Here is a 21,851-nt window from a genome sequence, read left to right on the forward strand (position 1 = left end):
CTGCACTTCTACAATCACCATCGACCCCACAGCTCAACCGGCGGCAAGCCACCGGTCACCCGGCTGACCAACCTCCCCGGACATCACACCTAGCTGACCAGCACGATCGGCGAGTCGCCGCAGCGCCGCAGACCGGGCCCCGGCTCCGCGCCCGCCGACCACCACGCCGGGACGTCGGCCTCGCGCACCAGCGACCCGGTCGGCTGCCGGACGCTGTTGGACACGATCACCCGGCCCTGCGCGTTCAGCAACGCCGCCCCGCGCCCCAGCGAACGCAACCGCGGCCGGACGGCCCGCTCGAACTCGCGCACGTACACGTCCGCGCCCACGACTCCGGCGAAGGCGCCGGAACGGACCACCGGGATCGTGAACGTCAGCGTGTACTCGTCGGTGCACAGGTAGTCCACGTACGGGCCGTTGATGTGCCGCCGCCCGGTGTCGCGCGGGACCGTGAACCAGGACTGGCGCGTGTAGTCCAGGAAGTTCTCGCTCGCCGGGTCGAGGCTGATGAACAGCTGGGACGGCTCCGAAGAAGAGCCCGTCCACCACTCGAAGCCGAACTCCGAGTCGGTCAGCACGTGCGGTGCGCTGACGAAGCCCGCGCCGATGACCAGCCCGCCCAGCGCCTCGGTGACCTGCGGGCGGATCCGGTGCAGGGCCGCCGCGGCCGGGGCGTCGGCCAGCACCGACTCGGCCGCCGCCAGCAGCGGCTTCAGGCGTTCGAAGACCCCTTCGACCAGCGCCGAGACCTGCTCGACGACCTCGTCGCCGGCCAGCGTGCGGGTGTCGTTCACGGTGCTCACCTCGATGCGCGGATTGTGCCGGATTTTACTGGGTGAGCAAGTCGAGGTGAACGTCCGCGAGCCGGTCGAGCGCGCCGAGGATGTGCTCCTCGGTGAGCTTCCTGGCCAGTTCGCCGTCGGCGGCGTCGATCGCGGCGGTGATCGCCACGTGCTCCTCGTGCGCGTGGGCCCCCGGGTCGAGCGGCAGCCACAGCAGGCCGCCGCGCTCGCTCTGCAGGTGGACCTCTTCGTGTGTGAGCCGCGGCGACTGCGCGGCCGCCGCGACCTCCAGGTGGAACTGCCGCTCGGCGCGGGTGAAGTCGATGCCGTGCGCCGTGCGGAGGTCGTCGGCTGCCAGCCGCAGCCGGGCGACGTCTTCGGGGGAGCTGCGCTCGGCGGCGAGCTTCGCGGCGGCCCCGGCGATCGCCAGGTAGTGGTCGCCGACGTCCCGGAGGTCGGACAGCGACACCTCGCGCAAGCGCTCGCGCCACGCGTCCGGCGGCGGGTTGGCCGGCGCCCGGACGAAGCTGCCGCCGCTGCGCCCCCGCCGCGTCTCGACCAGGCCCTGCTGCCGCAAGGCCACCAGCGCCTCCCGGACCGTCACGGTCGCGACGCCGAACTGGGCGGCCAGGTCGGCTTCGCTGGGCAGCTGCTCTTCGTCGGCTAGCAGGCCGAGCGTGATGGCGTCGACCAGCCGCGCCGCCACCGCCTCCGCCCGGCCCACCTGGCCGAGCGGCGCGAACATGGCGGATCGCGCGCTGTGCGACATGCCCTTGCGCATCGTGCCCCTTCGCCGGACTACCCGTTCGCACCAATCTTGCCTGATCCTCTTGTCCTATTACATATGGACTTATATGTTTTAGCCCCGCCAGCACCGAGGAGTCACCGTGTCTTCTACCTGCCCACCCACCCCGCCGCAGGAGCTGAAGCACTACGTCGGCGGCGCGCACGTCGAGTCGAAATCGGGCCGGACGGCGGAGATCGCCGACCCGGTCACGGGCCGCCCCTACTGCACCGCGCCGATCGCCGGACCCGAAGACGTCGACAACGCGCTGCAGGTCGCCGCGACCGCGTTCGAGACCTGGCGCACGACCACGCCCGCCCAGCGCCAGCTCGCGCTGCTCAAGCTCGCCGACGCGCTCGAAGCCCGTGCCGGGGAAGTCGTACGCGCCGAGTCCGCGAACACCGGCAAGCCGATCGCGCTGACCATGGCCGAAGAGATCCCGATGGTCCTGGACCAGGTGCGGTTCTTCGCCGGCGCCGCGCGCGTGCTCGAAGGCCGGGCCGCGGGCGAGTACCTGGAAGGCCACACGTCTTTCGTGCGGCGCGAGCCCGTCGGCGTCTGTGCGCAGGTCACGCCGTGGAACTACCCCCTGCTGATGGCCATCTGGAAGATCGCGCCCGCCCTCGCGGCCGGCAACACGGTCGTGCTCAAGCCGTCCGACACCACCCCGGCGTCGACGCTGCTGCTGGCCGAGATCGCCGGCGAGTTCTTCCCGCCGGGCGTGTTCAACGTGATCTGCGGCGACCGCGACACCGGCCGCGCGCTGGTCGAGCACGACATCCCGGCGATGGTGTCGATCACCGGCTCGGTCCGGGCCGGCATCGAAGTCGCCCGCAGCGCGGCCGCCGACGTCAAACGCGTGCACCTCGAGCTCGGCGGCAAGGCGCCGGTCATCGTCTTCGCCGACGCCGACCTCGAAGCCGCCGCCGAGGCCATCGCCGTCGCGGGCTACTTCAACGCGGGCCAGGACTGCACCGCCGCCACGCGCGTGCTGGTCGCCGACGACGTGCACGACACCTTCGTCGCCGCGCTCACCCGGCAGGCCCAGCAGACCAAGACCGGCCGGCCCGACGAAGAGGGCGTCGCGTTCGGCCCGCTCAACAACGCGGCCCAGCTGGAGAAGGTGGCCGGGTTCATCGACCGGCTGCCGGGCCACGCGACCGTCCACTGTGGAGGACATCGAGTGGGCGACGAGGGCTACTTCTACGAACCGACTGTGGTTTCCGGAGTCCGCCAGGACGACGAGATCAGCCAGAACGAGATCTTCGGCCCGGTCATCACCGTCCAGCGCTTCTCCGGCGAAGCCGAGGCGCTGAAGGCCGCGAACGCCGTGCAGTACGGCCTCGCGTCCTCGGTCTGGACCCGCGACCACCAGCGCGCCATGCGCGCCGCCGCGAAGCTCGACTTCGGCTGCGTCTGGATCAACACGCACATCCCCCTGGTCGCCGAGATGCCGCACGGCGGGTTCAAGAAGTCCGGCTACGGCAAGGACCTCTCGCTCTACGGCCTCGAGGACTACACGCGCGTCAAGCACGTGATGAGCGCACTGTGAGGGTCGCGATGCCCAACCAAGCACCGTCCGAGACCCGCGAAGAGCCCGTGGCACCCGAAAGCACGCGCCCGGCGATCCGGCTTTCCGGGCTGCGCAAGCACTTCGGTGACGTCCACGCGGTCGACGGTGTCGACCTCGACATCCCGCCCGGCGAGTTCTTCTCGATGCTCGGCCCCTCCGGCTCCGGCAAGACGACGGTGCTGCGCATGATCGCCGGGTTCGAGCTGCCCACCGAGGGCACGATCGAGCTCGACGGCCACGACGTCAGCCGGCTGGCGCCGTTCGAGCGGGACGTCAACACGGTGTTCCAGGACTACGCGCTGTTCCCGCACATGTCGGTGCAGCAGAACGTCGAGTACGGCCTGCGCGTCAAGCGTGTCCCGAAGCACGAACGCCGGGAGCGCGCGCTCGAGGCGTTGCAGACCGTGCGGCTGGCGGACTACGGCTCGCGCAAGCCGACGCAGCTGTCCGGCGGGCAGCGCCAGCGCGTCGCCCTCGCCCGCGCGCTGGTCAACCGGCCCAAGGTGCTGCTGCTCGACGAGCCCCTCGGTGCGCTCGACCTCAAGCTGCGGCAGGCGATGCAGCTGGAGCTCAAGCAGATCCAGCGGGACGTCGGCATCACGTTCGTCTTCGTCACCCACGACCAGGACGAGGCGCTCACCATGAGCGACCGGATCGCGGTGTTCAACGACGGCAGGATCGAGCAGGTCGGGCCGCCGGAAGAGGTCTACGAACGACCCGCCAGCGCCTTCGTCGCCGGGTTCGTCGGCACGTCGAACCTGCTGGGCGGCCGCGGCGCCGAGAGCGTCATCGGCCGGCCGGGGCTGTTCAGCATCCGGCCGGAGAAGATCCGCATCGACGACGAGCTGTCCGAACCCGCCGCGGTCGGCGAGACCAGCGCGACCGGCACGGTCACCGACGTCGTCTACGCCGGGGCGACCGTGCGGTACGCCGTCGCGCTCGACGCCGGCGGGCAGCTTTCGGTCGTCCGGCAGAACGCCGACGGTGTCTTGGCGGGCGGCCGCGTCCGGCTCAGCTGGCGCGACGAGCACAGCTTCCAGGTCCAGTAGTACCTCGAAAGGGTCGCCATGAAGAACAGGAAGACGCGGCTTGCCGGCCTCCTCGCCGTTAGCCTGCTGTTGGCTGCATGTGGCACATCGGGTTCGAACTCCGCCGCGCCGCCGGGCGCGCAGGGGTTCACGCCGCCGAAGCTCGAAGCGCTGAAGGCGCTCGGCCAGCCGGAAGGCCAGCTGAACGTCCTGGCCTGGCCGGGGTACGCGGAGAACGGCTCGAACGACCCGAAGGTCAACTGGGTGACGCCGTTCGAGCAGCAGACCGGCTGCAAGGTCAACGTCAAGCCGTTCGGCACCTCCGATGAGGCCGTCACGCTGATGAAGACCGGGCAGTACGACGTCGTGTCCGCCTCCGGCGACGCGTCGCTGCGGCTCGTCGCCTCCGGAGACGCCGAGCCGGTGAACACCGCGCTCGTCCCGAACTACGACGACGTCCAGCCGTTCCTGAAGAACAAGCCGTGGAACAGCGTCGGCGGCGTCTCCTACGGCATCCCGCACGGCTGGGGCGCGAACCTGCTGACCTGGCGCACCGACAAGGTGACCCCCGCGCCGACGTCGTGGTCGGTGATGTTCGACGCGAACTCGCCCTACAAGGGCAAGGTGATCGCCTACGACTCGCCGATCTACATCGCCGACGCCGCCCTGTACCTGATGGCGCATCAGCCAGACCTGGGCATCAAGAACCCGTACGCCCTCGACGACAAGCAGTTCACCGCCGCGGTGAACCTGCTCAAGCAGCAGCGGCCGCTGGTGTCCGAGTACTGGTCGGACTACCTCAAGGAGTCACAGGCGCTGAAGAACGGCGACGCCGTCGTCGGCACGGCCTGGCAGGTCACGGTCAACCTGACCAAGGGCGAAGGCGCGGCGCTCGAATCCGCCGTGCCGGGTGAAGGCGCGACCGGGTGGTCGGACACCTGGATGGTGGCGGCGAAGTCGGCGCACAAGACGTGCGCGTACAAGTGGCTCGACTACATCATCAGCCCGAAGGTCAACGCCCAGGTCGCCGAGTACTTCGGCGAAGCGCCGGCGAACACGAAGGCGTGCGCGGAGATGACGGACAAGACGCTCTGCGACACCTACCACGCCAGTGACGCGGCGTACGCGGCGAAGATCGCCTACTGGACCACGCCGATCCCGCAGTGCCTCGACGGCCGCACGGACGTCAAGTGCAAGGACTACGGCGAGTGGACCAAGGCCTGGACCGAAATCAAGGGCTGACCCCTCCGGACCCCGGACGCGGCGGGCTGTGTCCCCCCCACTCCGCCCGCCGCGTCCGGCCTCATGCTGCGAGGCAAGATGACCGCCGTTTCCGCCTTCTTCTACCGGAAACCCCAGCTGCGCCTGGGTTTCCTGCTGTCGGCGCCGCTGCTCTGGCTCGGCCTGGCCTACCTGGGCGCGCTCGCCGCGCTGTTCGTCACGGCGTTCTGGCACACCGACAGCTTCACCGGCCAGGTCGTCATCGACTGGTCGCTGGACAACTTCAAGACCCTGTTCACCGACGCCGTCTACCGCACGATCACCTTCCGCACGGTCGGGATCGCGGCGCTGGTCACGGTGATCGACGCCGTCATCGCGTTCCCCATGGCATACGCGATGGCCAAGCTGGCGTCGCCGCGAGCGCAGCGGATCCTGGTGATCGCGGTGATGACGCCGTTGTGGGCCAGCTACCTGGTGAAGGCGTACGCGTGGCGCTCGATGCTGTCCGGCAACGGCGCCCTGAGCTCGATTTCGCCCGGGTACGGCGTCTCGGCGACGATCATCACGCTGTCGTACCTGTGGCTGCCGTACATGATCCTGCCGATCTACGCGGGCCTCGACCGGCTGCCGGACTCCCTGGTGGAGGCGTCCGGCGACCTCGGTGCGCGCTCGTTCCGGACGTTCCGCTCGGTGATCCTGCCGCTGACGTTCCCGGCGATCGTGGCGGGCTCGATCTTCACGTTCTCGCTGTCGCTGGGCGACTACATCGCGGTGAAGATCGTCGGCGGCACGTCCCAGATGCTCGGCAACGTCGTCTACGACAACATCGGCGCGGCGAACAACCTCCCGTTCGCGGCGACGGTGGCGACGGTGCCGGTCGTGATCATGCTCGCGTACCTGGCCGCGGTGCGCCGCACCGGCGCGCTGGACAACCTCTAGGAGCTCTCGTGCGTACTTCCCGCGTGCTGCTGTGGACGGCGCTGGGGCTCGGCCTGGCGGTGATCTACTTCCCGCTGGTGGTGGTGCTGCTCAACTCGGTCAACGCGGACACGACGTTCGGCTGGCCACCGTCGCGCTTCACCCTCGAGTGGTGGAGCCGGGCGGCGTCGAACGAAGGCGCGCTGCACGCGCTGTGGACGAGCGTGGAGGCGGGCCTGGCGGCGACGGCGATCGCCCTGGTCCTCGGCACGATGGCGGCGTTCGCGCTGCAGCGCTACCGGTTCTTCGGCCGCAACCCGGTGTCGCTGCTGATCATCCTGCCGATCGCGCTGCCGGGCATCGTCACGGGCATCGCGCTGAACAACGCGTTCAGAACCATCTTGGGCATCGACCTCGGCCTCCTGACGGCGATCATCGCGCACGCGACGTTCTGCATCGTGGTGGTGTTCAACAACGTGGTCGCGCGGTTGCGCAGGATGGGCGGCAACCTGGAGGAGGCGTCGATGGACCTCGGCGCGACGGGCTTCACGACGTTCAGGCTGGTGACGTTCCCGATGCTGCGCTCGGCGTTGCTGGCGGGCGGCCTCCTGGCGTTCGCGCTGTCGTTCGACGAGATCATCGTGACGACGTTCACCCTCGGCACGGGCATGGAGACGCTCCCGATCTGGATCTACGACAACCTGTTCCGCCCCAACCAGGCCCCGATCGTGAACGTGGTGGCGGCGGTCCTGATCGTGGCATCGACGGTCCCGGTGTACCTGGCCCAGCGCCTCTCCGGCGACACGGCTTCGGGCGGCCGGCTCTAGCCCCGTTGCTTGAAAATCGGCCGGCCGGCCTTCAGGCTTTGGTCCTCATGGTTGCCGTGCACCGCATGATCGTCGCCGTGGACGTGGTCGCCTACGGTGACCCACGGCGCGCCGACCTGGACCGGGTGGCGATCCGGCAGGGGCTGTACCACCTGCTGGAGCTGGCTTTCACCCGGTCCGGTATCCCCTGGGCGGGTTCAGACCGCGAGGACTGCGGCGACGGGGTGCTCGTGCTGGTGGCCGCGACCGTGCCGAAGAGCGTCTTCGCGGATTCCTTCGTCCGGAACCTGGGCCCGCTGCTGGAAGAGCACAACTCGGCGGCCGGCGCGCACGAGCGGATCCGGCTGCGGGTCGCCCTGCACGCGGGGGAGGTGCACTACGACGCCCACGGCGTGGCCGGGACCTCGGTCAATCTCGCCTTCCGGCTGCTGGACGCGCCGGCGTTGAAGGACGCGGTGGCTTCGTCGGCGGCCGCCGTCGCCGTGATCGCCTCTTCGTGGTTTTTCGAAGAGGTGGTCTGGCACAGCCGAGCCGCGGAGCGGCACCTGTACCGGCGGGTCGGCGTCAACGTCAAAGAGACGAGCACCGTCGCGTGGATCCGGCTCGAAGGCTCGGCCGGACCGCCGCCGCCCGAGCCGGTGCGGCCGGCGGCGGGCGGCCACGCCGTGCCGCACCAGCTGCCGATGAAGATCCCGCAGTTCGTCGGCCGCCACCGCGAGCTGGCCCTGCTGGCGGCTCTTCGCGACGGCTCGGCCGGCGGCGGCACGGTCGTCATCACGGCGATCGACGGGAGCGCCGGGATCGGCAAGACGACCTTGGCGCTGCACTGGGCGCACCGGGTCAAGGACCGGTTCCCCGACGGTCAGCTCTACGTCGACCTGCACGGGTTCGATCCCCGGGAGCCGAGGGACGCCGGCCAGGTCCTGCACGGATTCCTGCTGGCGCTCGGGCTCGACGCCCACGCGATCCCGCTCGACCAGGAGGCGCGGTCGGCGTTGTACCGCGGCCTCGTCGCCGAGCGGCGGCTGGTGATCGTCCTCGACAACGCCCGGTCGGCCGACCACGTGCGGCCGCTGCTCCCGGCCGGGACGGCCAGCCTGGTGCTGGTGACCAGCCGGCGCCGGCTGGACGGGCTGGTGGTGCGGGAAGGCGCGCACAGCATCGCCTTGGACGTGCTGTCCCCGGAGGAAGCTCGCAGCCTGCTCGCGGAACGCGTCGGCCGCGAATGCGTCGACTCCGAGCCCGAAGCGGCAGCGGAGCTCGCCGAGTTGTGCCAGCGGCTTCCCCTGGCTTTGAGCATCGTCGCCGCCCGGGCCGCGAGACGGGCGGGCCGGCCGCTGAGCGGGCTGGTCCGCGAGCTCCGCGGCGAACGCCGCCGGCTCGACGTGCTCGACCTCGGCGAGGCGGATCTCAGCCTGCGGTCGGTGTTTTCCTGGTCGTACGAGATCCTCTCCGAGGAGGCGGCCCGCCTGTTCCGGCTGCTCGCCGTGCACCCCGGCCCCGACATCGATCGCCACGCCTGCGCCGCGGTCGTCCGGCCGTCCGCCGATGCCGGCGAGGTCCTGACCGAGCTCACCAGCACCCACCTCGTGGCCGAGCACGTGCCGGGCCGATACCGGTTCCACGACCTGCTGAGAGCGTACGCGACCGAGCTCACCCAGGCCGAACCCCGGGCGGCCGACCAGCACGAAGCCGCCAGGCAGTTCATCGAGTACTACCTGCGTGCCGCCGAGCTGGCGGACTGCGTGATCCAGCCGTGCCGGAACGAGCTGATGCGTACGCCGCAGTCTCTGCGCGGCCGCGATCTGCCGGCCATCACCACCTACGAGGAAGCAATCCGGTGGTTCGGCGACGAGTGCGCCACGCTCCTGGCCGTGGTCGCCTTCGCGGCGGAACAGGGATTCGCCGCCTTGACCTGGCGGCTCGCCTTGGCGTGCACGACGTTCCTGCGGCGAAGCGGCCGATGGCACGAGCGGGTCGCCGTTCACCAGATCGCTCTCGCCGCGGCCCGGAGTGCGGGCGACGTCGAGGGGCAGGCGACCGCCTCACGCGATCTGGGGCCGGCGTTGGCTCGGCTGGGGCACGCGGAGCAGGCGCTCGGCCACCTTCAGGAAGCCGCCGCGTTGTTCGGCGAACTGGGCCATTGCGGCGCTTCGGTGGCCACGCACCTGGCGTTCGCCCGGGTCCTCGAGCCGCAGGGCCGCCCCCTCGAGGCGTTCCGGCACGCGCATCGTGCCTGGCGGCTGGTCCGGAACGGGGACAACCTCCTTGGCCACGCCGACACCCTGAACGCCATGGGCAGGCAACTCCACCTGCTGGGGCACGACCAGGTGGCGCTGCCGCTGTGCGAGCGCGCGCTCGGGTACTACACGACGGTCGGGCATTCGGAGGGCCGGGCGGACGTGCTGATCAACATCGGGGTGATCGAACGGCGGCTGGGCCGGCCGGCCCGGGCCCTGCGGTGTTTCCAGGACTCCCTCGAGATCGACCAGCGGCTCGGCGACCGGTACTGGACGGCGCACGCCTTGGAACAGCTCGGGGACACCCAGCACGCCGTGGGGGACTTCGCGTCGGCCGAGCGGGCCTGGCAGGAGTGCCGGGTGATCCTGGAGGAGCTCAAGCACGAAGACGTGAGCAGGGTGGCGAGGAAGCTGACCGCCCTGCCGACATGACCGGCTGCCCGTGCGGTCACCCCGGCCGGAACGCGTCCGTCGCCGCGCGCAACGCGGCCAGCACGCCCGGGTCCGTGGCCGCGTGCCCGGCGCCCTCCAGCAGCTTCAGCTCCGAACCGGGCCACGCGCGGTGCAGCTCGTACGCCGTGATCGGCGGGCACACCGCGTCGAAGCGGCCCTGGACGAGCACGCCCGGGATGCCCGCCAGCTTGCCCGCGTCGCGGATCAGCTGGCCCTCGTCGAGCCAGGCGCCGTGGCGGAAGTAGTGGACCGCGAGCCGGGCGAACGTCAGCGCGAACGCCGGATCCGCGTACTGGCGGACGAACGACTCCTGCGGCACCACCGAGACCGTCGCGCCCTCCCACGTGCTCCACGCCACCGCCGCGCGGTTGCGGACTTCCTCGGCCGGGTCGTCGAGCAGCCGGGCGTACGCCGCCAGCGGGTCGTCGCGCGACGCGGGCGGGAGCGGGGCCAGGAATGCCTCCCACTCGCGGGGGAACAAGTTGGCCGCGCCGCCGCGGTAGATCCAGTCCAGCTCGCTCCGGCGGACCGTGAACACTCCGCGCAGGATGATTTCGCTGACCCGCGAAGGGTGCGTCTCGGCGTATGCGAGGGCCAGCGTCGTGCCCCACGAGCCGCCGAAGAGCTGCCACCGCTCGATGCCGAGCCGTTCGCGCAGGACCTCCATGTCGGCGACCAGGTGCCACAGGGTGTTGGCCGTGAGGTCGTCCGCGCCCGGCGTCGACGCGCCGGCCCCGCGCTGGTCGAACTGGATGATCCGGTAGGCGGCCGGGTCGAAGTGGCGCCGGGTGATCGGGGCGATCCCGCTGCCGGGGCCGCCGTGCAGGACCACGACCGGCTTCCCGGCCGGGTTGCCCGCCTCCTGGCACCGGATCCGGTGCCCGTCGCCGACGTCCAGGAACCCTTCGGCGCGCGGCGGGATCGGCGGGTAGAGCTCGTCCATGCCGTCACTGTGACATCCGGGGCCGCGAGCGCCGCCACCCGTAGCCCCGAACGAGAAACTGTGCCCTGGCCGCCGCCCCGGCGCCTCGCCGCCGGGCGCCGGGACGACGACCAAGAAGGTGGGGACCCGCCCCCGCCGCCGGGCTGAGCGGGTCCCCGTCCGTGACGCGTCAGCGGCAGGCGGCCGCGTCCGCGAACTCCCGGAGGACAGAGACCTGGTCGGTGCCGTCGGAGTGGTCACGACGGCCGGCGATCCGCACACGCATTTCCCGTCCTCCTCGTCGAGGTTCGATGCTTCGTCGTGGCGGCGACGGGCTAAACGCTAAGCCACGAGTCGAACACCAGTCAAGAACATGACTGATGTTCATGCATGTGAACGCCAGCTGTGAGGACGCTGAGCCGCCCGGTCCCCCTTGCCCGGAGCTAACGAATGGGCCGGTACTTTCCGGTGTCGGGATTGTCGAAAAAGGGGTACGGAATGTCCGCGGTGGCCTATGTCGAGGCGATTGTCGTCGGCGCCTTGCAAGGGGTGTCGGAATTGTTTCCGGTGTCCAGTCTCGGCCACAGCATCCTGCTGCCCGCCTGGCTCGGCGGGTCGTGGCAGCGGGACCTGAGCATCGGCAAGGATTCGCCGTACCTGGCGGTCCTGGTGGCGATGCACGTCGCCACCGCGCTCGCGCTTGTCCTGTTCTTCCGCAAGGACTGGGTGCGGATCATCGGCGGCCTGTGGACGTCGATCCGCCGCCGCGAGGTGCGCACCCCGGACCAGCGGCTCGCGTGGCTGCTGGTGCTCGCCACCATCCCGGTCGGGCTGGCCGGGCTGCTCTTCGAAGGCCTGCTGCGCGACTACCTCGGCAAGCCGGTGCCGTCGGCGATCTTCCTCGCTCTCAACGGCGGTGTCCTGTACGCCGCCGAGAAGTTTTCCCGGCCCAGCAAGGCGGCCGCCGAAGAGGACACAGTGGACTTTTCGGCCGAGGACACGATGGTGATGCGCGCGATTTCCGTCGAGGAGCAGACCGACGTCCGGCTGGCGAAGCTGCGGGTCGGCGAGGCGGTGCTGATCGGCGCCGCGCAGATCCTCGCGCTGCTGCCGGGCATCAGCCGCTCGGGCATCACGATGGTCGCCGGCCTGCGCCGCGGGCTCGGCCACGAGGACGCCGCGCGGTTCGCGTTCCTGCTCGCCACGCCGGTCATCCTGGCCGCCGGCGTGCTGAAGATGCCGGCGCTGTTCGCCCCGGAGAACCACGCATCGCTCGGCCCGGCCCTCGTCGGCAGCGTCGTCGCCGGGGTCGCTTCGTACATTTCTGTCCGGTTCCTCACCGGATACTTCGAGACGCGCACGCTGACCCCGTTCGCCATTTACTGCGTGGTCGCCGGAATCGGCAGCCTGATCTTCTTCGCGGTCTGACGTGCCACTGACGTTCGACGCTCCGGCAGCCGGCTGCGTGCTCGTCCTGGGCACGCTCTACGTCCGCGCGGCCCGCGGCCGGAACTGGCCGCCGGGCCGCACGACGGCGTTCCTCGCCGGGCTCGCCACGATCGTCGTCGTCACCTGCTCCCCGCTGGCGGTCTACGACACGACGTTCTTCTGGGTCCGCGCGGTCCAGACGGTCACGCTGCTGATGATCACGCCGCTGCTGCTCGCACTGGGCGCGCCCGTCCGGCTGCTCCTGGACAGCCTCCCGCGCGCCGCCTGGCTGCGGCGCCACGGCCGTGGCCCGCTCGCCCGCGCGCTGACGTTCCCGCCGGTCGTCACGGTCGTCCTGGTCGCGCCGGTGCTCGTGCTCTACCTGACCCCGCTCTACGACCTCACGCTGCGCTCGCCGCTCGTCGACGGCCTGGTCCGGCTGGTGCTCGTCGGCGCCGGCTTCACGTACTTCTGGACGCGCCTGGGCCTCGATCCGACGCCGCGGGAGGACCCGCACCTGGTGTCGGTGTGGATCGCGTTCACCGAGGTCGTCTTCGACGGCGCGCTCGGCCTGGTGCTGTGGCTGGGCCCGCTGCTCGCGCCCGCGCACTACGCGGCCGCGCACCCCGGCTGGGGGCCCGACCCGCGCACCGACCAGATCATCGGCGCGGGCGTGCTGTGGATCGGCGGCGACGTCGCCGGCCTGCCGTTCGTGGTGGCGCTGTTCGTCCGGTGGGCCCGCGACGACGCCCGGCGCGCGAAGCAGATCGACGCCCAGCTGGACGAAGACGAAGGCGCCGGGGCGTCGCCGGGGCTGTGGTGGGAGAACGACCCGGCGCTCGCGGAACGGTTCAAGCGCCGGTGACCGCCCTAGTCGTGGAACGCGTGCTCCGGCGCCGGGAACTCCCCGCGCCGGACGTCCTCGGCGAACGCCGTCGCCGCGTTCTGCAGCACCGTCGCGACATCGGCGTAGCGCTTGACGAACCGGGGCGCCTTGCCGCGCCGCAGCCCGGCCATGTCCTGCCAGACGAGCACCTGGGCGTCGCAGTCCGGGCCGGCGCCGATACCGACTGTCGGGATCTTCAGCTCGGCCGTGACGCGCTTGGCGGCCTCGGCGGGCACCATCTCCATCACGACCGCGAACGCCCCGGCCTCCTGCAGCGCCAGCGCGTCGGCGAGCAGCACGTCCGCCGCTTCGCCGCGCCCCTGCACCCGGTAGCCGCCGAGGTTGTGCTCGCTCTGCGGGGTGAACCCGATGTGCCCCATCACCGGCACCCCGGCCGAGGTCAGCGCCTCGACGTGCGGGGCGAACCGCCGCCCACCTTCGAGCTTGACGGCGTGCGCTCGACCCTCTTTCATGAACCGCACCGAGGTTTCCAGCGCCTGCTGCGGCGAGAGCTGGTAGGAGCCGAACGGCAGGTCGGCGACCACCAGGGCCCGCTTGACCGACCGCGTGACCGCCCGGACCAGCGGCAGCAGCTCGTCCACCGTCACCGGCAGCGAGGTGTCGTAGCCGAACACGTTGTTGGCCGCGGAGTCGCCGACGAGCAGCACGGGGATCCCGGCCTCGTCGAACAGGGCGGCGGTGTACATGTCGTAGGCGGTGAGCATGGGCCACGGTTCGCCGCGTTCCTTGAGCTCACGCAGGTGGTGGACACGGACCTTCCGGCCCGGCGCCGGGGTGGCGGCGGGTCCGGTGCCGTAGGGGGCGGGTTCTTCGGCGCTGGCAGACATCGTCGTCGACCGTCCTTCCCTCGAGGCCTCGGTGAGGTCCCCGGGTCGTGGAGCAGAGGCGTCTCACAGAGTGACACGCCCCCGGACCGGCCCCAACCGCCTGCGACCAGCTTCACACCCCCGAGGACCATGAGGCGTCAGCCTTCAGGTTGATGTCGGGGGACAACCGATCCGGCTTCACTTACGTCAAGAAGAGGGCATGACCACCGAACGCCCGCGAAAGGCGACGAAACCACCCATGGGAAACCTCGCGAGCTCGCGTCCGCGCCTTCCCGCCTGGAAGGCGAAGGCCGGCGGCATCACCGCGACCGTCGTGCAGCTGGCCGCCGTGTTCTCGGTGATCCTGCTGTTCACCAACGGCCCGCACGGACGCCTTCTCAACGGCATCGACATGGCCTTCTCCGCCCTCAGCGTGCCCACCAGCGCGAGCCTGGTCATGGTCCTGCTGCTGGTCGTCCTCGGCGGCGCCCTGCGCCGCCGCAAGAAGGCGGCGCTGTACACGCTGGTGCTGTTCCAGGTCGGCGGCCTGGTGCTCACCTTGGCCTTGCAGGCGACCCTGCTGTGGTCACCCGAACTGCTGACGCTCGGCCCGAAGCAGGTCCGGCACATCCCGGCGCAGCTGTGGGTGCTCACCCTGGCCGACATCGCCTCGATCGCGCTGATCGTGTTCCTGCTCGCGCTGCGCCCGGCCTTCCCGGCCCGGCTCGCGCCGAGCGCCTGGCGCGACGGCCTGACCATGCTGCTCGGCGGCTTCACGGTGGTCATCCTGGTCGGCTGGGGGCTGGCGGAGACGTTCCCGGGCCACCTCGGCGACACGTGGGAGCGGTTCGCCTGGGTCGTCAACCACGCCACAGGCGAGAACCTGCAGCTGCGCCGGATCGGCGTCGGCGAGGGACCGGGCTGGCTCGACGTCTTCCTCGACCTCAGCGCGACCGTGGTCGCCACAGCAGCGCTGTACATGCTCTTCCGCGGCGTGCGCAGCCGCGGCCTGCGCACCGACGACGAGGAGCTGCGCCTGCGCCGCCTGCTCGCCGAACACGGCGAGGACGACTCCCTCGGCTACTTCGCGACCCGGCGTGACAAGAGCGTCGTCTTCGCCCCGAACGGCCGCGCGGCGGTGACCTACCGCGTCCTCGGCGGCACCAGCGTCGCCAGCGCCGACCCGGTCGGCGACCCGGAGGCGTGGCCCGACGCGGTCCGCGCGTGGCTCGACGAGACGCGCACCTACGGCTGGACCCCGGGCGTGCTCGGCGCGAGCGAGCGCGGCGCGAAGGTGTACACCGACGCGGGGCTGCGGGCCCTGGAGATCGGCGACGAAGCCATCCTCGACGTCCGCGACTTCAGCCTGGCCGGGCCGGAGCGGCGCTCGGTGCGCCAGGCCGTCAAGCGCATCGAACGGGCCGGGTACACCTCGCGGGTCCGCCGGCACGGCGAGATCCCCGCGGCCGAGATGACCGAGCTGCTCTGGCGGGCGCAGGCATGGCGTGGCGCCGAGACCGAGCGCGGCTTCTCGATGGCCCTGGGCCGCCTCGGCGACGCCAGCGACGGCCGCAGCGTGATGGTCGAGGCGTACGACGCCCGCGGCGAGCTGCGGGGGCTGCTGTCGTTCGTGCCGTGGGGCCGTCGCGGGCTTTCGCTGGACCTCATGCGCCGCGACCGCGACGCCGAGAACGGCCTCAACGAGTACATGATCGCCGAGGTCGTCGCGGCCGCGCAGCACCTCGGCGCGCAGCGGATCTCGCTCAACTTCGCGATGTTCCGCGCGGTGTTCTCCGAGGGCGAGCGGATCGGCGCGGGCCCGGTGCTGCGGGCCTGGCGCGGCATCCTGAGCGTGTTCTCGCGGTTCTTCCAGCTGGAGTCGCTGTACCGGTCCAACGCCAAGTACGGACCGGACTGGGAGCCGCGGTTCCTCTGCTACTCCTCGGCCCGGCGGCTGCCGCGCGTCGGCATCGTCGCGGGCGCGCTCGAAGGGTTCGTCCCGACCGGACGGGCGCGGTCGCTGCGGCTGGAGACGGTCGACGACGACTTCGTCGCGCGCGTCAAGGAGATCGAGGAGTCGGCGTCGGCACCGGCGGCGAAGCCGGTGCGGCGGCCCGAGCAGGTCCGCGTCCGCATCGCCAAGCTCGCCAAGCTGCGCGAGGCCGGCATCGACCCGTACCCGGTCGGGTTCCGGCGCGACGACCACATCGGCGACGTCGTGGCGAAGTTCGGCGACCTGACCCCGGACACCGCCACCGGGCACCGCGTCCGGATCGCCGGGCGGGTGCTGAACCTGCGCATCCTCGGCGGCCTGTGCTTCGCCCGGGTCAAGGACTTCAGCGGCGAGATCCAGCTGATGCTCGAAGCCGGCGAGCTGGACCTGACCCGCTGGCGGACCGGCGTCGACCTCGGCGACCACGTCGGCGTCAGCGGCCAGGTCGTGACGTCGAAGCGGGGCGAGCTCTCGGTGCTCGTCGACGAGTGGACGGTCACCGCGAAGTGCCTGCACCCGCTGCCCGACAAGCGCAAGGGCCTCACCGACCCGGAGACGCGGGTCCGGCAGCGCTACCTCGACCTGGCGGTCAACCCGGACTCGACGAACATGCTGCGGCTGCGGTCCACCGTGGTCCGCGCGGTGCGCGACCGGCTGCACCACGCCGACTACCTCGAGGTCGAGACGCCGATGCTGCAGACGGTCCACGGCGGCGCCAACGCCCGGCCGTTCGTCACCCACATCAACGCCTACGACATGCGGATGTACCTGCGGATCGCGCCCGAGCTGTACCTCAAGCGGCTGTGCGTGGCCGGCGTCGAGCGCGTCTTCGAGCTCAACCGCAACTTCCGCAACGAAGGCGTCGACGCGACCCACAACCCCGAGTTCACGATGCTCGAGGCGTACCAGGCGTACGCCGACTACGACACGATGCGGAACCTGACCCGCGAGCTCGTCCAGCACGCGGCCGAGGCGGCGTACGGCGCCCAGGTCGTGCGGCGGCCCGACGCCGACGGCAAGCTCGTCGAGCACGACATCTCGGGCGACTGGCCGGTGGTCCCGGTGCACCAGGCCGTTTCGGCGGTGTTCGGCGAGGAGATCGACTCGGGGACGCCGGTGGCCGACCTGCGCCGGCTGTGCGTCGCCGCCGGGGTGCCGGTGGGGGAGGACCCGAGCCACGGCGACCTGGTGCTCAAGGCGTTCGAGCACCTCGTCGAGGGCGCGACCGTGCTGCCGACGTTCTACACCGACTACCCGACCGACGTCTCGCCGCTGACCCGCCAGCACCGCGCGGACCCGCGGCTGGCCGAGCGCTGGGACCTGATCGCGTTCGGCTCCGAGGTCGGCACCGCCTACACCGAGCTGACCGACCCGATCGAGCAGCGGCGGCGGCTGGAGGCGCAGTCGCTGCGCGCGGCCAGCGGCGACGTCGAGGCGATGGAGCTGGACGAGGACTTCCTGCTGGCCCTGGAGCACGGCATGCCGCCCACCGGCGGCCTCGGCCTGGGCGTCGACCGGCTGCTCATGATGCTCACCGGAGCCTCCATCCGCCAGACAGTCCTGTTCCCCTTCGTCCGTCCGCAGGCATAACGGATCGGTCGACCTGGTCACGGTGACTCGGCCGGGGCGCGGGAGGTCGCTTACTGTGTGCCTCGTGCGCACGGCTCGAATCGCCTCGGCCCTCTTGATAGGGGTGGCCGTCCTCGCGTATTCGGGCTGGCTGCTGGAATTCTTCCTGCCGACGGGCGTGTCCCCGGTGCAGGACCCGGCCGAGGCCCTGCTCGGCGGCCCGCCGGTGTTCCGGATCCTGCTCGCGGTGTCGGGCGTGGCGTTCCTGCTCGCCGGGCCGCCGCTGCACCGGCTGGGGCCGGTCCAGTGGTCGGCGCGGCTCAGTTCCATCTCGGTGAGCGCGTTCGGCGTCGTGGTGCTGCTCCAGGCCGCCTACCCCGAGCGCAGCGACGTCTGGTCGTCGCTGCTGAGCGTCGTCCTCGTGGCCGGGGTGATCAGCCTGATCCTGTGGTGGCCGCCGGGCTGGCGCGCGCTGGCGGTCGCCGGCCTGGTGATCGTGATGGCCACCTGGCTGGCCGTCGTGCTCGCCCGGCAGCTGGACACGTTCGAGGGCGTGTTCACGCGGCTCCAGCTGGTGGTCCGCGCCGCGCTGTACAGCATCGGCGGGGCGTACGCCTTCGTGAAGCCGGCGCCGCGTCACGCGCACCGGTAGCGAAATTGTCGGTGCCGGGTGGCACGATCGCCGCAGTGTCCCAAGGCGGAAGGATCGACATGGCCGGAAACGTGCGCCCGGTGGCCGACGAGCGTGACGGGCTGCTGAGCTTCCTGGAGCAGCAGCGGTACGTGCTCAAATTGGCGGCACACGGGCTGACCGACGAGCAGGCGAGACTCGCCTCGACGAAGAGCACGCTGTCGGTGGGCGGGCTGATCAAGCACGTCGCGATGACCGAGTACGGCTGGATGGACACGGTGCTGCAGGTGCCGCAGAAGCCGTTCGGCGAGGCCGTGGCGGAGTACCAGGCCGCGCACCGGCTGGGCCCGGACGAGACGCTGGCGGGCGTGCTGGCCCGCTACGACGAGGTGGCGGCCCGCACGGCGGAGGTCATCGCGGGCATCGACGACCTCGGCCAGGCGGTCCCGGTCCCGAAGGGCGTCCCGTGGTTCCCGCCGGACGTCGACGCGTGGTCGGTCCGCTGGGTCCTCCTGCACCTGATCCAGGAGACGGCCCGCCACGCGGGCCACGCGGACATCATCCGCGAGCACATCGACGGCGGCACGGCCATGCCCCTGATGGCGGCGGCCGAGGGCTGGCCCGAGTCCCCCTGGATCAAGCCCTGGACCCCAGCACCCCAACCAGCCTGACCCGGCTCGGCTCGCGCCGTACGCGAGTCGACCCTCTAGTCACGCGTGCCGACCCTCTAGTCACGCGAGCCGACCCTCCAGTCACGCGTGATGCCTCCCCAGTCACGCGTGATGCCCGTCCGCGCACGGCCGGGCGGCTCAGAACAGCGTCGGCTCGTCCGCCAGCGCGCCCTCGATCACGAGCATCCGGCGTTTCGTCCCGACGCCGCCCCGCGCCGAGAACCCGCCGTCCTTCCCGCCGGCCGCCAGCACCCGGTGGCAGGGCACGATGATCGGGAACGGGTTGTGCCCCATCGCCTGCCCGACGGCCTGCGCCGACCCCGGCTGCCCGAGCCGGTGCGCGATGTCGCCGTAGGTCAGCGTCTTGCCCGGCGGGATCGCCCGCGCGACCTCGTACGCACGCTGGTTGAACGCGGGCACGCCGGAAAAATCGAGCGACACTGACGTCAGATCGCGACGCTCGCCGCCCAGCAGCGCCACGATCCCGTCCACGGCGTCCCGCACCGCCCCCGGCGGCGTCCCCTCGACGGCGTCCGGGAACCGCCGCAGCAGCCAGGCGCGGGTCCGCTCCGCACCGCCCTCGGGCAGCGACGTCCCGATCACGACGTCGTCGCGCCACGCCAGCCCGCACACCCCGATCGCCGTGTCGAACACGGTGAACCCCACAGTCATCCCGTCACGATACGACCGGGGTACGACAAGATGGGTCCGTGCTCGATCACCTCGTCTACGCCGGCCCGGACCTCGCCGAGGCCGTCGCCCGCGTCACCGCGCTCACCGGCGTCACGCCCGCGCCCGGCGGCCGTCACGTCGGCCTCGGCACCGCCAACCACCTCGCCGACCTCGGCGCGGGCATGTACCTGGAGGTCATCGGTCCCGACCCGGAGCAGCCCGCCCCCGGCGTGCCCCGCCCCTTCGGCATCGACGAGCTGACCGAGCCCGCGCTGGTCGCCTGGGCGGTCCGGACGCCGGACATCGACGCGACGATCGCGGCCGACCGCACCCACGGCTTCGACCCGGGCGACGCGACCGAGATGTCCCGCGAAACCGGCGACGGCGAAACGCTGCGCTGGCGCCTGACCCCGCCGAGCGCCCCGGGCACGCTGCACCCGTTCCTCATCGACTGGGGTGCGACGCCGCACCCGACCACCCGCGGCCTGCCCTCGATCCCGCTCCTGATGGTGACGGCCACCCACCCCGACCCGGCGTCCGTCCACGCGGCGACGGACGCGCTCGGCCTGGAATTCCTGGTGCGCCGCGCGAACAAGGCCGGCCTGACGGCGGCGCTGCGCACTCCGGACGGCCGCCAGGTCGCGTTGAGCTAGGCCTTGCCCTCGCGCCACAGGTTGGTCATCGGCAGCCGCCGGTCGCGGCCGAACGCCTTGAACGTGATCTTCGTGCCCGGCGGGTACTGGCGCCGCTTGTACTCGGCCTTGTCGACCATCCGCACCACGCGGTCGATGGTCTCCGGGTCGAAGCCCGCCGAGACCAGGTCGGCGTACCCGCGGTCGCCTTCGACGTAGTCGTCGAGGATGTCGTCGAGCAGCGCGTAGTCCGGCAGCGAGTCGGTGTCCATCTGGCCCGGCCGCAGCTCCGCCGACGGCGGCTTGGTGATCGAGTTCTCCGGGATCGGCGGGGTTTCGCCGTTCTTCGCCGCCTCGGCGTTGCGCCAGCGGGCCAGCTGCCACACGTGCGTCTTGAAGACGTCCTTGATCGGGGCGAACGCGCCGACCGCGTCGCCGTAGATCGTCGAATACCCGACGGCGAGCTCGGTCTTGTTGCCGGTGGCGAGCACCAGGTGACCGTCCAGATTGGACAGTGCCATCAGGAGCATGCCGCGCGTGCGCGCCTGGATGTTCTCTTCGGCGAGGCCCGTCAGGGAAAGCTGGTCGACGTACACGCGCACCATGTCCTCGACCGGCTCGACCCGGTAGTGCGCGCCGATCCGCCGCGCCAGGTCGGCGGCGTCGTCCTTCGAGTGCCCCGACGAGTACTTCGACGGCATCGAGACGCCGTAGACGTTGTGGCCGCCGAGTGCGTCCGCGGCCAGCGCCGCGCAGACCGCCGAGTCGATGCCGCCGGAGAACCCGAAGGTGACCGACGAGAACCCGTTCTTGTGCACGTAGTCCCGCAGCCCGACGACCAGCGCGTGCCACACCTCGGCTTCGTCGGACAGCGGCTCGCTGATCACCGGTTCGGCGGACGCCGGGTACGCCGGCAGCGGCTCCGAGCTCAGCACGCGGCGCCGGACGTGCAGCCCTTCGAGCTCGCCGTCGCCGGCGTGCCCGCCCGCGGCGAGGTCCATGTCCAGCACGAGCAGGTGCTCGACGAACTGCGGCGCGCGGGCCACCAGCGTGCCGTCCGCGCCGACGACGAGCGAGTCGCCGTCGAAGACGAGGTCGTCCTGCCCGCCGACCTGGTTGGTGTAGACCAGCGGTGCCCCGGCTTCGGCGGCGCGGCGCGCGATGAGCGGCAGCCGCTGCTCGTCCTTCGACCGCTCGTACGGCGACGCGTTCGGTGCCACGACGAGGTCGACGCCGGCGCCGCCCAGCGCCGAGATCGGGCCGCCGTCCTGCCAGATGTCCTCGCAGATGACCATGCCGATGTCGAGCCCGTGGAACCGGACGACGTCGAGCGTCGTGCCCGGCTTGTACCAGCGGTGCTCGTCGAAGACGCCGTAGTTGGGCAGGTGGTGCTTGAACTGCCGCGCGACGACCTCGCCGCGGTAGAGCGCGGCGGCGGCGTCACGCGGGCCGACGTCGTCGAGGTCGAGGTAGCCGATGTAGGTGAGCACTTCGCCGCAGCCGGCCTCGTCGAGCCGGCGCGCCAGCGACTCCACGCCCTGCCGCGAGGCGGCGGCGAAAGTCTTGCGCAGCGAGAGGTCCTCGATCGGGTACCCGGTCAGGGACATCTCCGGGAAGACGACGACGTGGGCGCCGGCCTCGGCGGCCCGGCGCGTCCATTCGACGTGCAGGTCGGCGTTGCCGTCGAGGTCGCCGACGGTGGGGTTGACCTGGGCGAGCGCGATGCGCAGTTGCGGCATGCCGCCATTCTGTCCCACGCTCACCCGGAAGGCCGAGCGAATGTGGGGGAAACGC

General features: G+C 71.4%; 18 protein-coding genes. 12 read left to right on the forward strand and 6 right to left on the reverse strand.

Annotated elements, in window-relative coordinates; genetic code table 11:
- Window positions 1-89: 89 nt before the first annotated feature.
- Together AB0M93_RS48170 and AB0M93_RS48175 are read right to left on the reverse strand one after the other, a co-directional pair.
- Entirely contained in the window at window positions 90-794 is a 705-nt protein-coding gene (locus AB0M93_RS48170; protein WP_364288125.1) for a cache domain-containing protein, read from the reverse strand.
- Between the two features lie 34 nt (window positions 795-828).
- Window positions 829-1,563 (reverse strand): FCD domain-containing protein, encoded by a 735-nt coding sequence (locus AB0M93_RS48175; RefSeq protein ID WP_364288128.1) that lies wholly within the window; start codon window positions 1,561-1,563, stop codon window positions 829-831.
- 106 nt (window positions 1,564-1,669) lie between these two features.
- Here AB0M93_RS48175 and AB0M93_RS48180 point away from each other — a divergent pair, with 106 nt between their 5' ends.
- The 6 genes from AB0M93_RS48180 (at window position 1,670) to AB0M93_RS48205 (ending at window position 9,805) form a co-directional block, all read left to right on the forward strand.
- Complete coding sequence (locus tag AB0M93_RS48180; RefSeq protein WP_364288131.1) at window positions 1,670-3,118, forward strand: gamma-aminobutyraldehyde dehydrogenase; 1,449 nt, start codon at window positions 1,670-1,672, stop codon at window positions 3,116-3,118.
- Window positions 3,119-3,126: 8 nt separating this feature from the next.
- On the forward strand, window positions 3,127-4,188 hold the full coding sequence (locus AB0M93_RS48185) for an ABC transporter ATP-binding protein (protein ID WP_364288134.1): 1,062 nt from the start codon (window positions 3,127-3,129) through the stop codon (window positions 4,186-4,188).
- 18 nt (window positions 4,189-4,206) lie between these two features.
- Window positions 4,207-5,409, forward strand: coding sequence for an ABC transporter substrate-binding protein (locus AB0M93_RS48190; RefSeq protein WP_364288137.1), 1,203 nt, complete (start codon window positions 4,207-4,209; stop codon window positions 5,407-5,409).
- A gap of 78 nt (window positions 5,410-5,487) precedes the next feature.
- On the forward strand, window positions 5,488-6,327 hold the full coding sequence (locus tag AB0M93_RS48195) for an ABC transporter permease (RefSeq protein ID WP_364288140.1): 840 nt from the start codon (window positions 5,488-5,490) through the stop codon (window positions 6,325-6,327).
- Between the two features lie 8 nt (window positions 6,328-6,335).
- Entirely contained in the window at window positions 6,336-7,133 is a 798-nt protein-coding gene (locus AB0M93_RS48200) for an ABC transporter permease (protein ID WP_364288143.1), read from the forward strand.
- Between the two features lie 65 nt (window positions 7,134-7,198).
- Window positions 7,199-9,805 (forward strand): tetratricopeptide repeat protein, encoded by a 2,607-nt coding sequence (locus AB0M93_RS48205; RefSeq protein ID WP_364288146.1) that lies wholly within the window; start codon window positions 7,199-7,201, stop codon window positions 9,803-9,805.
- Between the two features lie 16 nt (window positions 9,806-9,821).
- Here AB0M93_RS48205 and pip read toward each other — a convergent pair whose 3' ends face one another.
- Window positions 9,822-10,769 carry a prolyl aminopeptidase gene (pip, locus tag AB0M93_RS48210; RefSeq protein ID WP_364288149.1) on the reverse strand — a complete coding sequence of 316 codons (948 nt, stop codon included), beginning with the start codon at window positions 10,767-10,769 and terminating at the stop codon, window positions 9,822-9,824.
- 477 nt (window positions 10,770-11,246) lie between these two features.
- On the opposite strand from pip, the gene AB0M93_RS48215 reads away from it, so the two are divergent.
- Both AB0M93_RS48215 and AB0M93_RS48220 read left to right on the forward strand, forming a co-directional pair.
- Window positions 11,247-12,176, forward strand: coding sequence for an undecaprenyl-diphosphate phosphatase (locus AB0M93_RS48215; RefSeq protein ID WP_364288152.1), 930 nt, complete (start codon window positions 11,247-11,249; stop codon window positions 12,174-12,176).
- Between the two features lies 1 nt (window position 12,177).
- Window positions 12,178-13,041, forward strand: coding sequence for a cytochrome c oxidase assembly protein (locus AB0M93_RS48220; protein ID WP_364288155.1), 864 nt, complete (start codon window positions 12,178-12,180; stop codon window positions 13,039-13,041).
- Between the two features lie 5 nt (window positions 13,042-13,046).
- On the opposite strand, the gene panB is transcribed toward AB0M93_RS48220, so the two are convergent.
- Entirely contained in the window at window positions 13,047-13,910 is an 864-nt protein-coding gene (gene panB / locus AB0M93_RS48225; RefSeq protein ID WP_364288158.1) for a 3-methyl-2-oxobutanoate hydroxymethyltransferase, read from the reverse strand.
- A gap of 238 nt (window positions 13,911-14,148) precedes the next feature.
- Between panB and lysX the strand changes: the two genes are divergently transcribed.
- The 3 genes from lysX to AB0M93_RS48240 all read left to right on the forward strand — a co-directional run bounded on the left by lysX (window position 14,149) and on the right by AB0M93_RS48240 (window position 18,753).
- On the forward strand, window positions 14,149-17,472 hold the full coding sequence (lysX, locus tag AB0M93_RS48230; protein WP_364288197.1) for a bifunctional lysylphosphatidylglycerol synthetase/lysine--tRNA ligase LysX: 3,324 nt from the start codon (window positions 14,149-14,151) through the stop codon (window positions 17,470-17,472).
- A 64-nt stretch (window positions 17,473-17,536) separates the two neighbouring features.
- Window positions 17,537-18,103, forward strand: a complete 567-nt coding sequence (locus AB0M93_RS48235) for a hypothetical protein (RefSeq protein WP_364288161.1) — start codon at window positions 17,537-17,539, stop codon at window positions 18,101-18,103.
- A gap of 59 nt (window positions 18,104-18,162) precedes the next feature.
- Window positions 18,163-18,753: a DinB family protein gene (locus AB0M93_RS48240; protein WP_364288164.1), complete on the forward strand. Its 591-nt coding sequence runs from the start codon at window positions 18,163-18,165 to the stop codon at window positions 18,751-18,753.
- Between the two features lie 138 nt (window positions 18,754-18,891).
- On the opposite strand, the gene AB0M93_RS48245 is transcribed toward AB0M93_RS48240, so the two are convergent.
- The gene (locus AB0M93_RS48245) at window positions 18,892-19,425 is read right to left on the reverse strand and encodes a methylated-DNA--[protein]-cysteine S-methyltransferase (RefSeq protein WP_364288167.1); all 534 of its coding nucleotides are present in this window, start codon (window positions 19,423-19,425) and stop codon (window positions 18,892-18,894) included.
- A gap of 38 nt (window positions 19,426-19,463) precedes the next feature.
- Between AB0M93_RS48245 and AB0M93_RS48250 the strand changes: the two genes are divergently transcribed.
- A complete protein-coding gene (locus AB0M93_RS48250; RefSeq protein WP_364288170.1) occupies window positions 19,464-20,078 on the forward strand; it encodes a VOC family protein in 615 nt (204 codons plus the stop codon).
- Here the strand turns inward: AB0M93_RS48250 and AB0M93_RS48255 are convergent.
- Window positions 20,075-21,796, reverse strand: coding sequence for an NAD+ synthase (locus AB0M93_RS48255; protein ID WP_364288173.1), 1,722 nt, complete (start codon window positions 21,794-21,796; stop codon window positions 20,075-20,077). The two genes, AB0M93_RS48250 and AB0M93_RS48255, sit on opposite strands and share 4 nt — an antisense overlap.
- Between the last annotated feature and the right edge of the window lie 55 nt (window positions 21,797-21,851).

Source organism: Amycolatopsis sp. NPDC051102, from assembly GCF_040682815.1.
Lineage (GTDB): Bacteria > Actinomycetota > Actinomycetes > Mycobacteriales > Pseudonocardiaceae > Amycolatopsis.

What these genes read in the sequence shown, in the direction of transcription:
- AB0M93_RS48255 (WP_364288173.1), bottom strand. Translation starts at nt 21,796, where the DNA reads ATGCCGCAACTGCGCATCGCGCTCGCCCAGGTCAACCCCACCGTCGGC.
- AB0M93_RS48190 (WP_364288137.1), top strand. Translation starts at nt 4,207, where the DNA reads ATGAAGAACAGGAAGACGCGGCTTGCCGGCCTCCTCGCCGTTAGCCTG.
- AB0M93_RS48185 (WP_364288134.1), top strand. Translation starts at nt 3,127, where the DNA reads ATGCCCAACCAAGCACCGTCCGAGACCCGCGAAGAGCCCGTGGCACCC.
- pip (WP_364288149.1), bottom strand. Translation starts at nt 10,769, where the DNA reads ATGGACGAGCTCTACCCGCCGATCCCGCCGCGCGCCGAAGGGTTCCTG.
- lysX (WP_364288197.1), top strand. Translation starts at nt 14,149, where the DNA reads ATGGGAAACCTCGCGAGCTCGCGTCCGCGCCTTCCCGCCTGGAAGGCG.
- AB0M93_RS48195 (WP_364288140.1), top strand. Translation starts at nt 5,488, where the DNA reads ATGACCGCCGTTTCCGCCTTCTTCTACCGGAAACCCCAGCTGCGCCTG.
- AB0M93_RS48215 (WP_364288152.1), top strand. Translation starts at nt 11,247, where the DNA reads ATGTCCGCGGTGGCCTATGTCGAGGCGATTGTCGTCGGCGCCTTGCAA.
- AB0M93_RS48240 (WP_364288164.1), top strand. Translation starts at nt 18,163, where the DNA reads ATGGCCGGAAACGTGCGCCCGGTGGCCGACGAGCGTGACGGGCTGCTG.
- AB0M93_RS48245 (WP_364288167.1), bottom strand. Translation starts at nt 19,425, where the DNA reads ATGACTGTGGGGTTCACCGTGTTCGACACGGCGATCGGGGTGTGCGGG.
- AB0M93_RS48175 (WP_364288128.1), bottom strand. Translation starts at nt 1,563, where the DNA reads ATGCGCAAGGGCATGTCGCACAGCGCGCGATCCGCCATGTTCGCGCCG.
- AB0M93_RS48205 (WP_364288146.1), top strand. Translation starts at nt 7,199, where the DNA reads ATGATCGTCGCCGTGGACGTGGTCGCCTACGGTGACCCACGGCGCGCC.
- panB (WP_364288158.1), bottom strand. Translation starts at nt 13,910, where the DNA reads ATGTCTGCCAGCGCCGAAGAACCCGCCCCCTACGGCACCGGACCCGCC.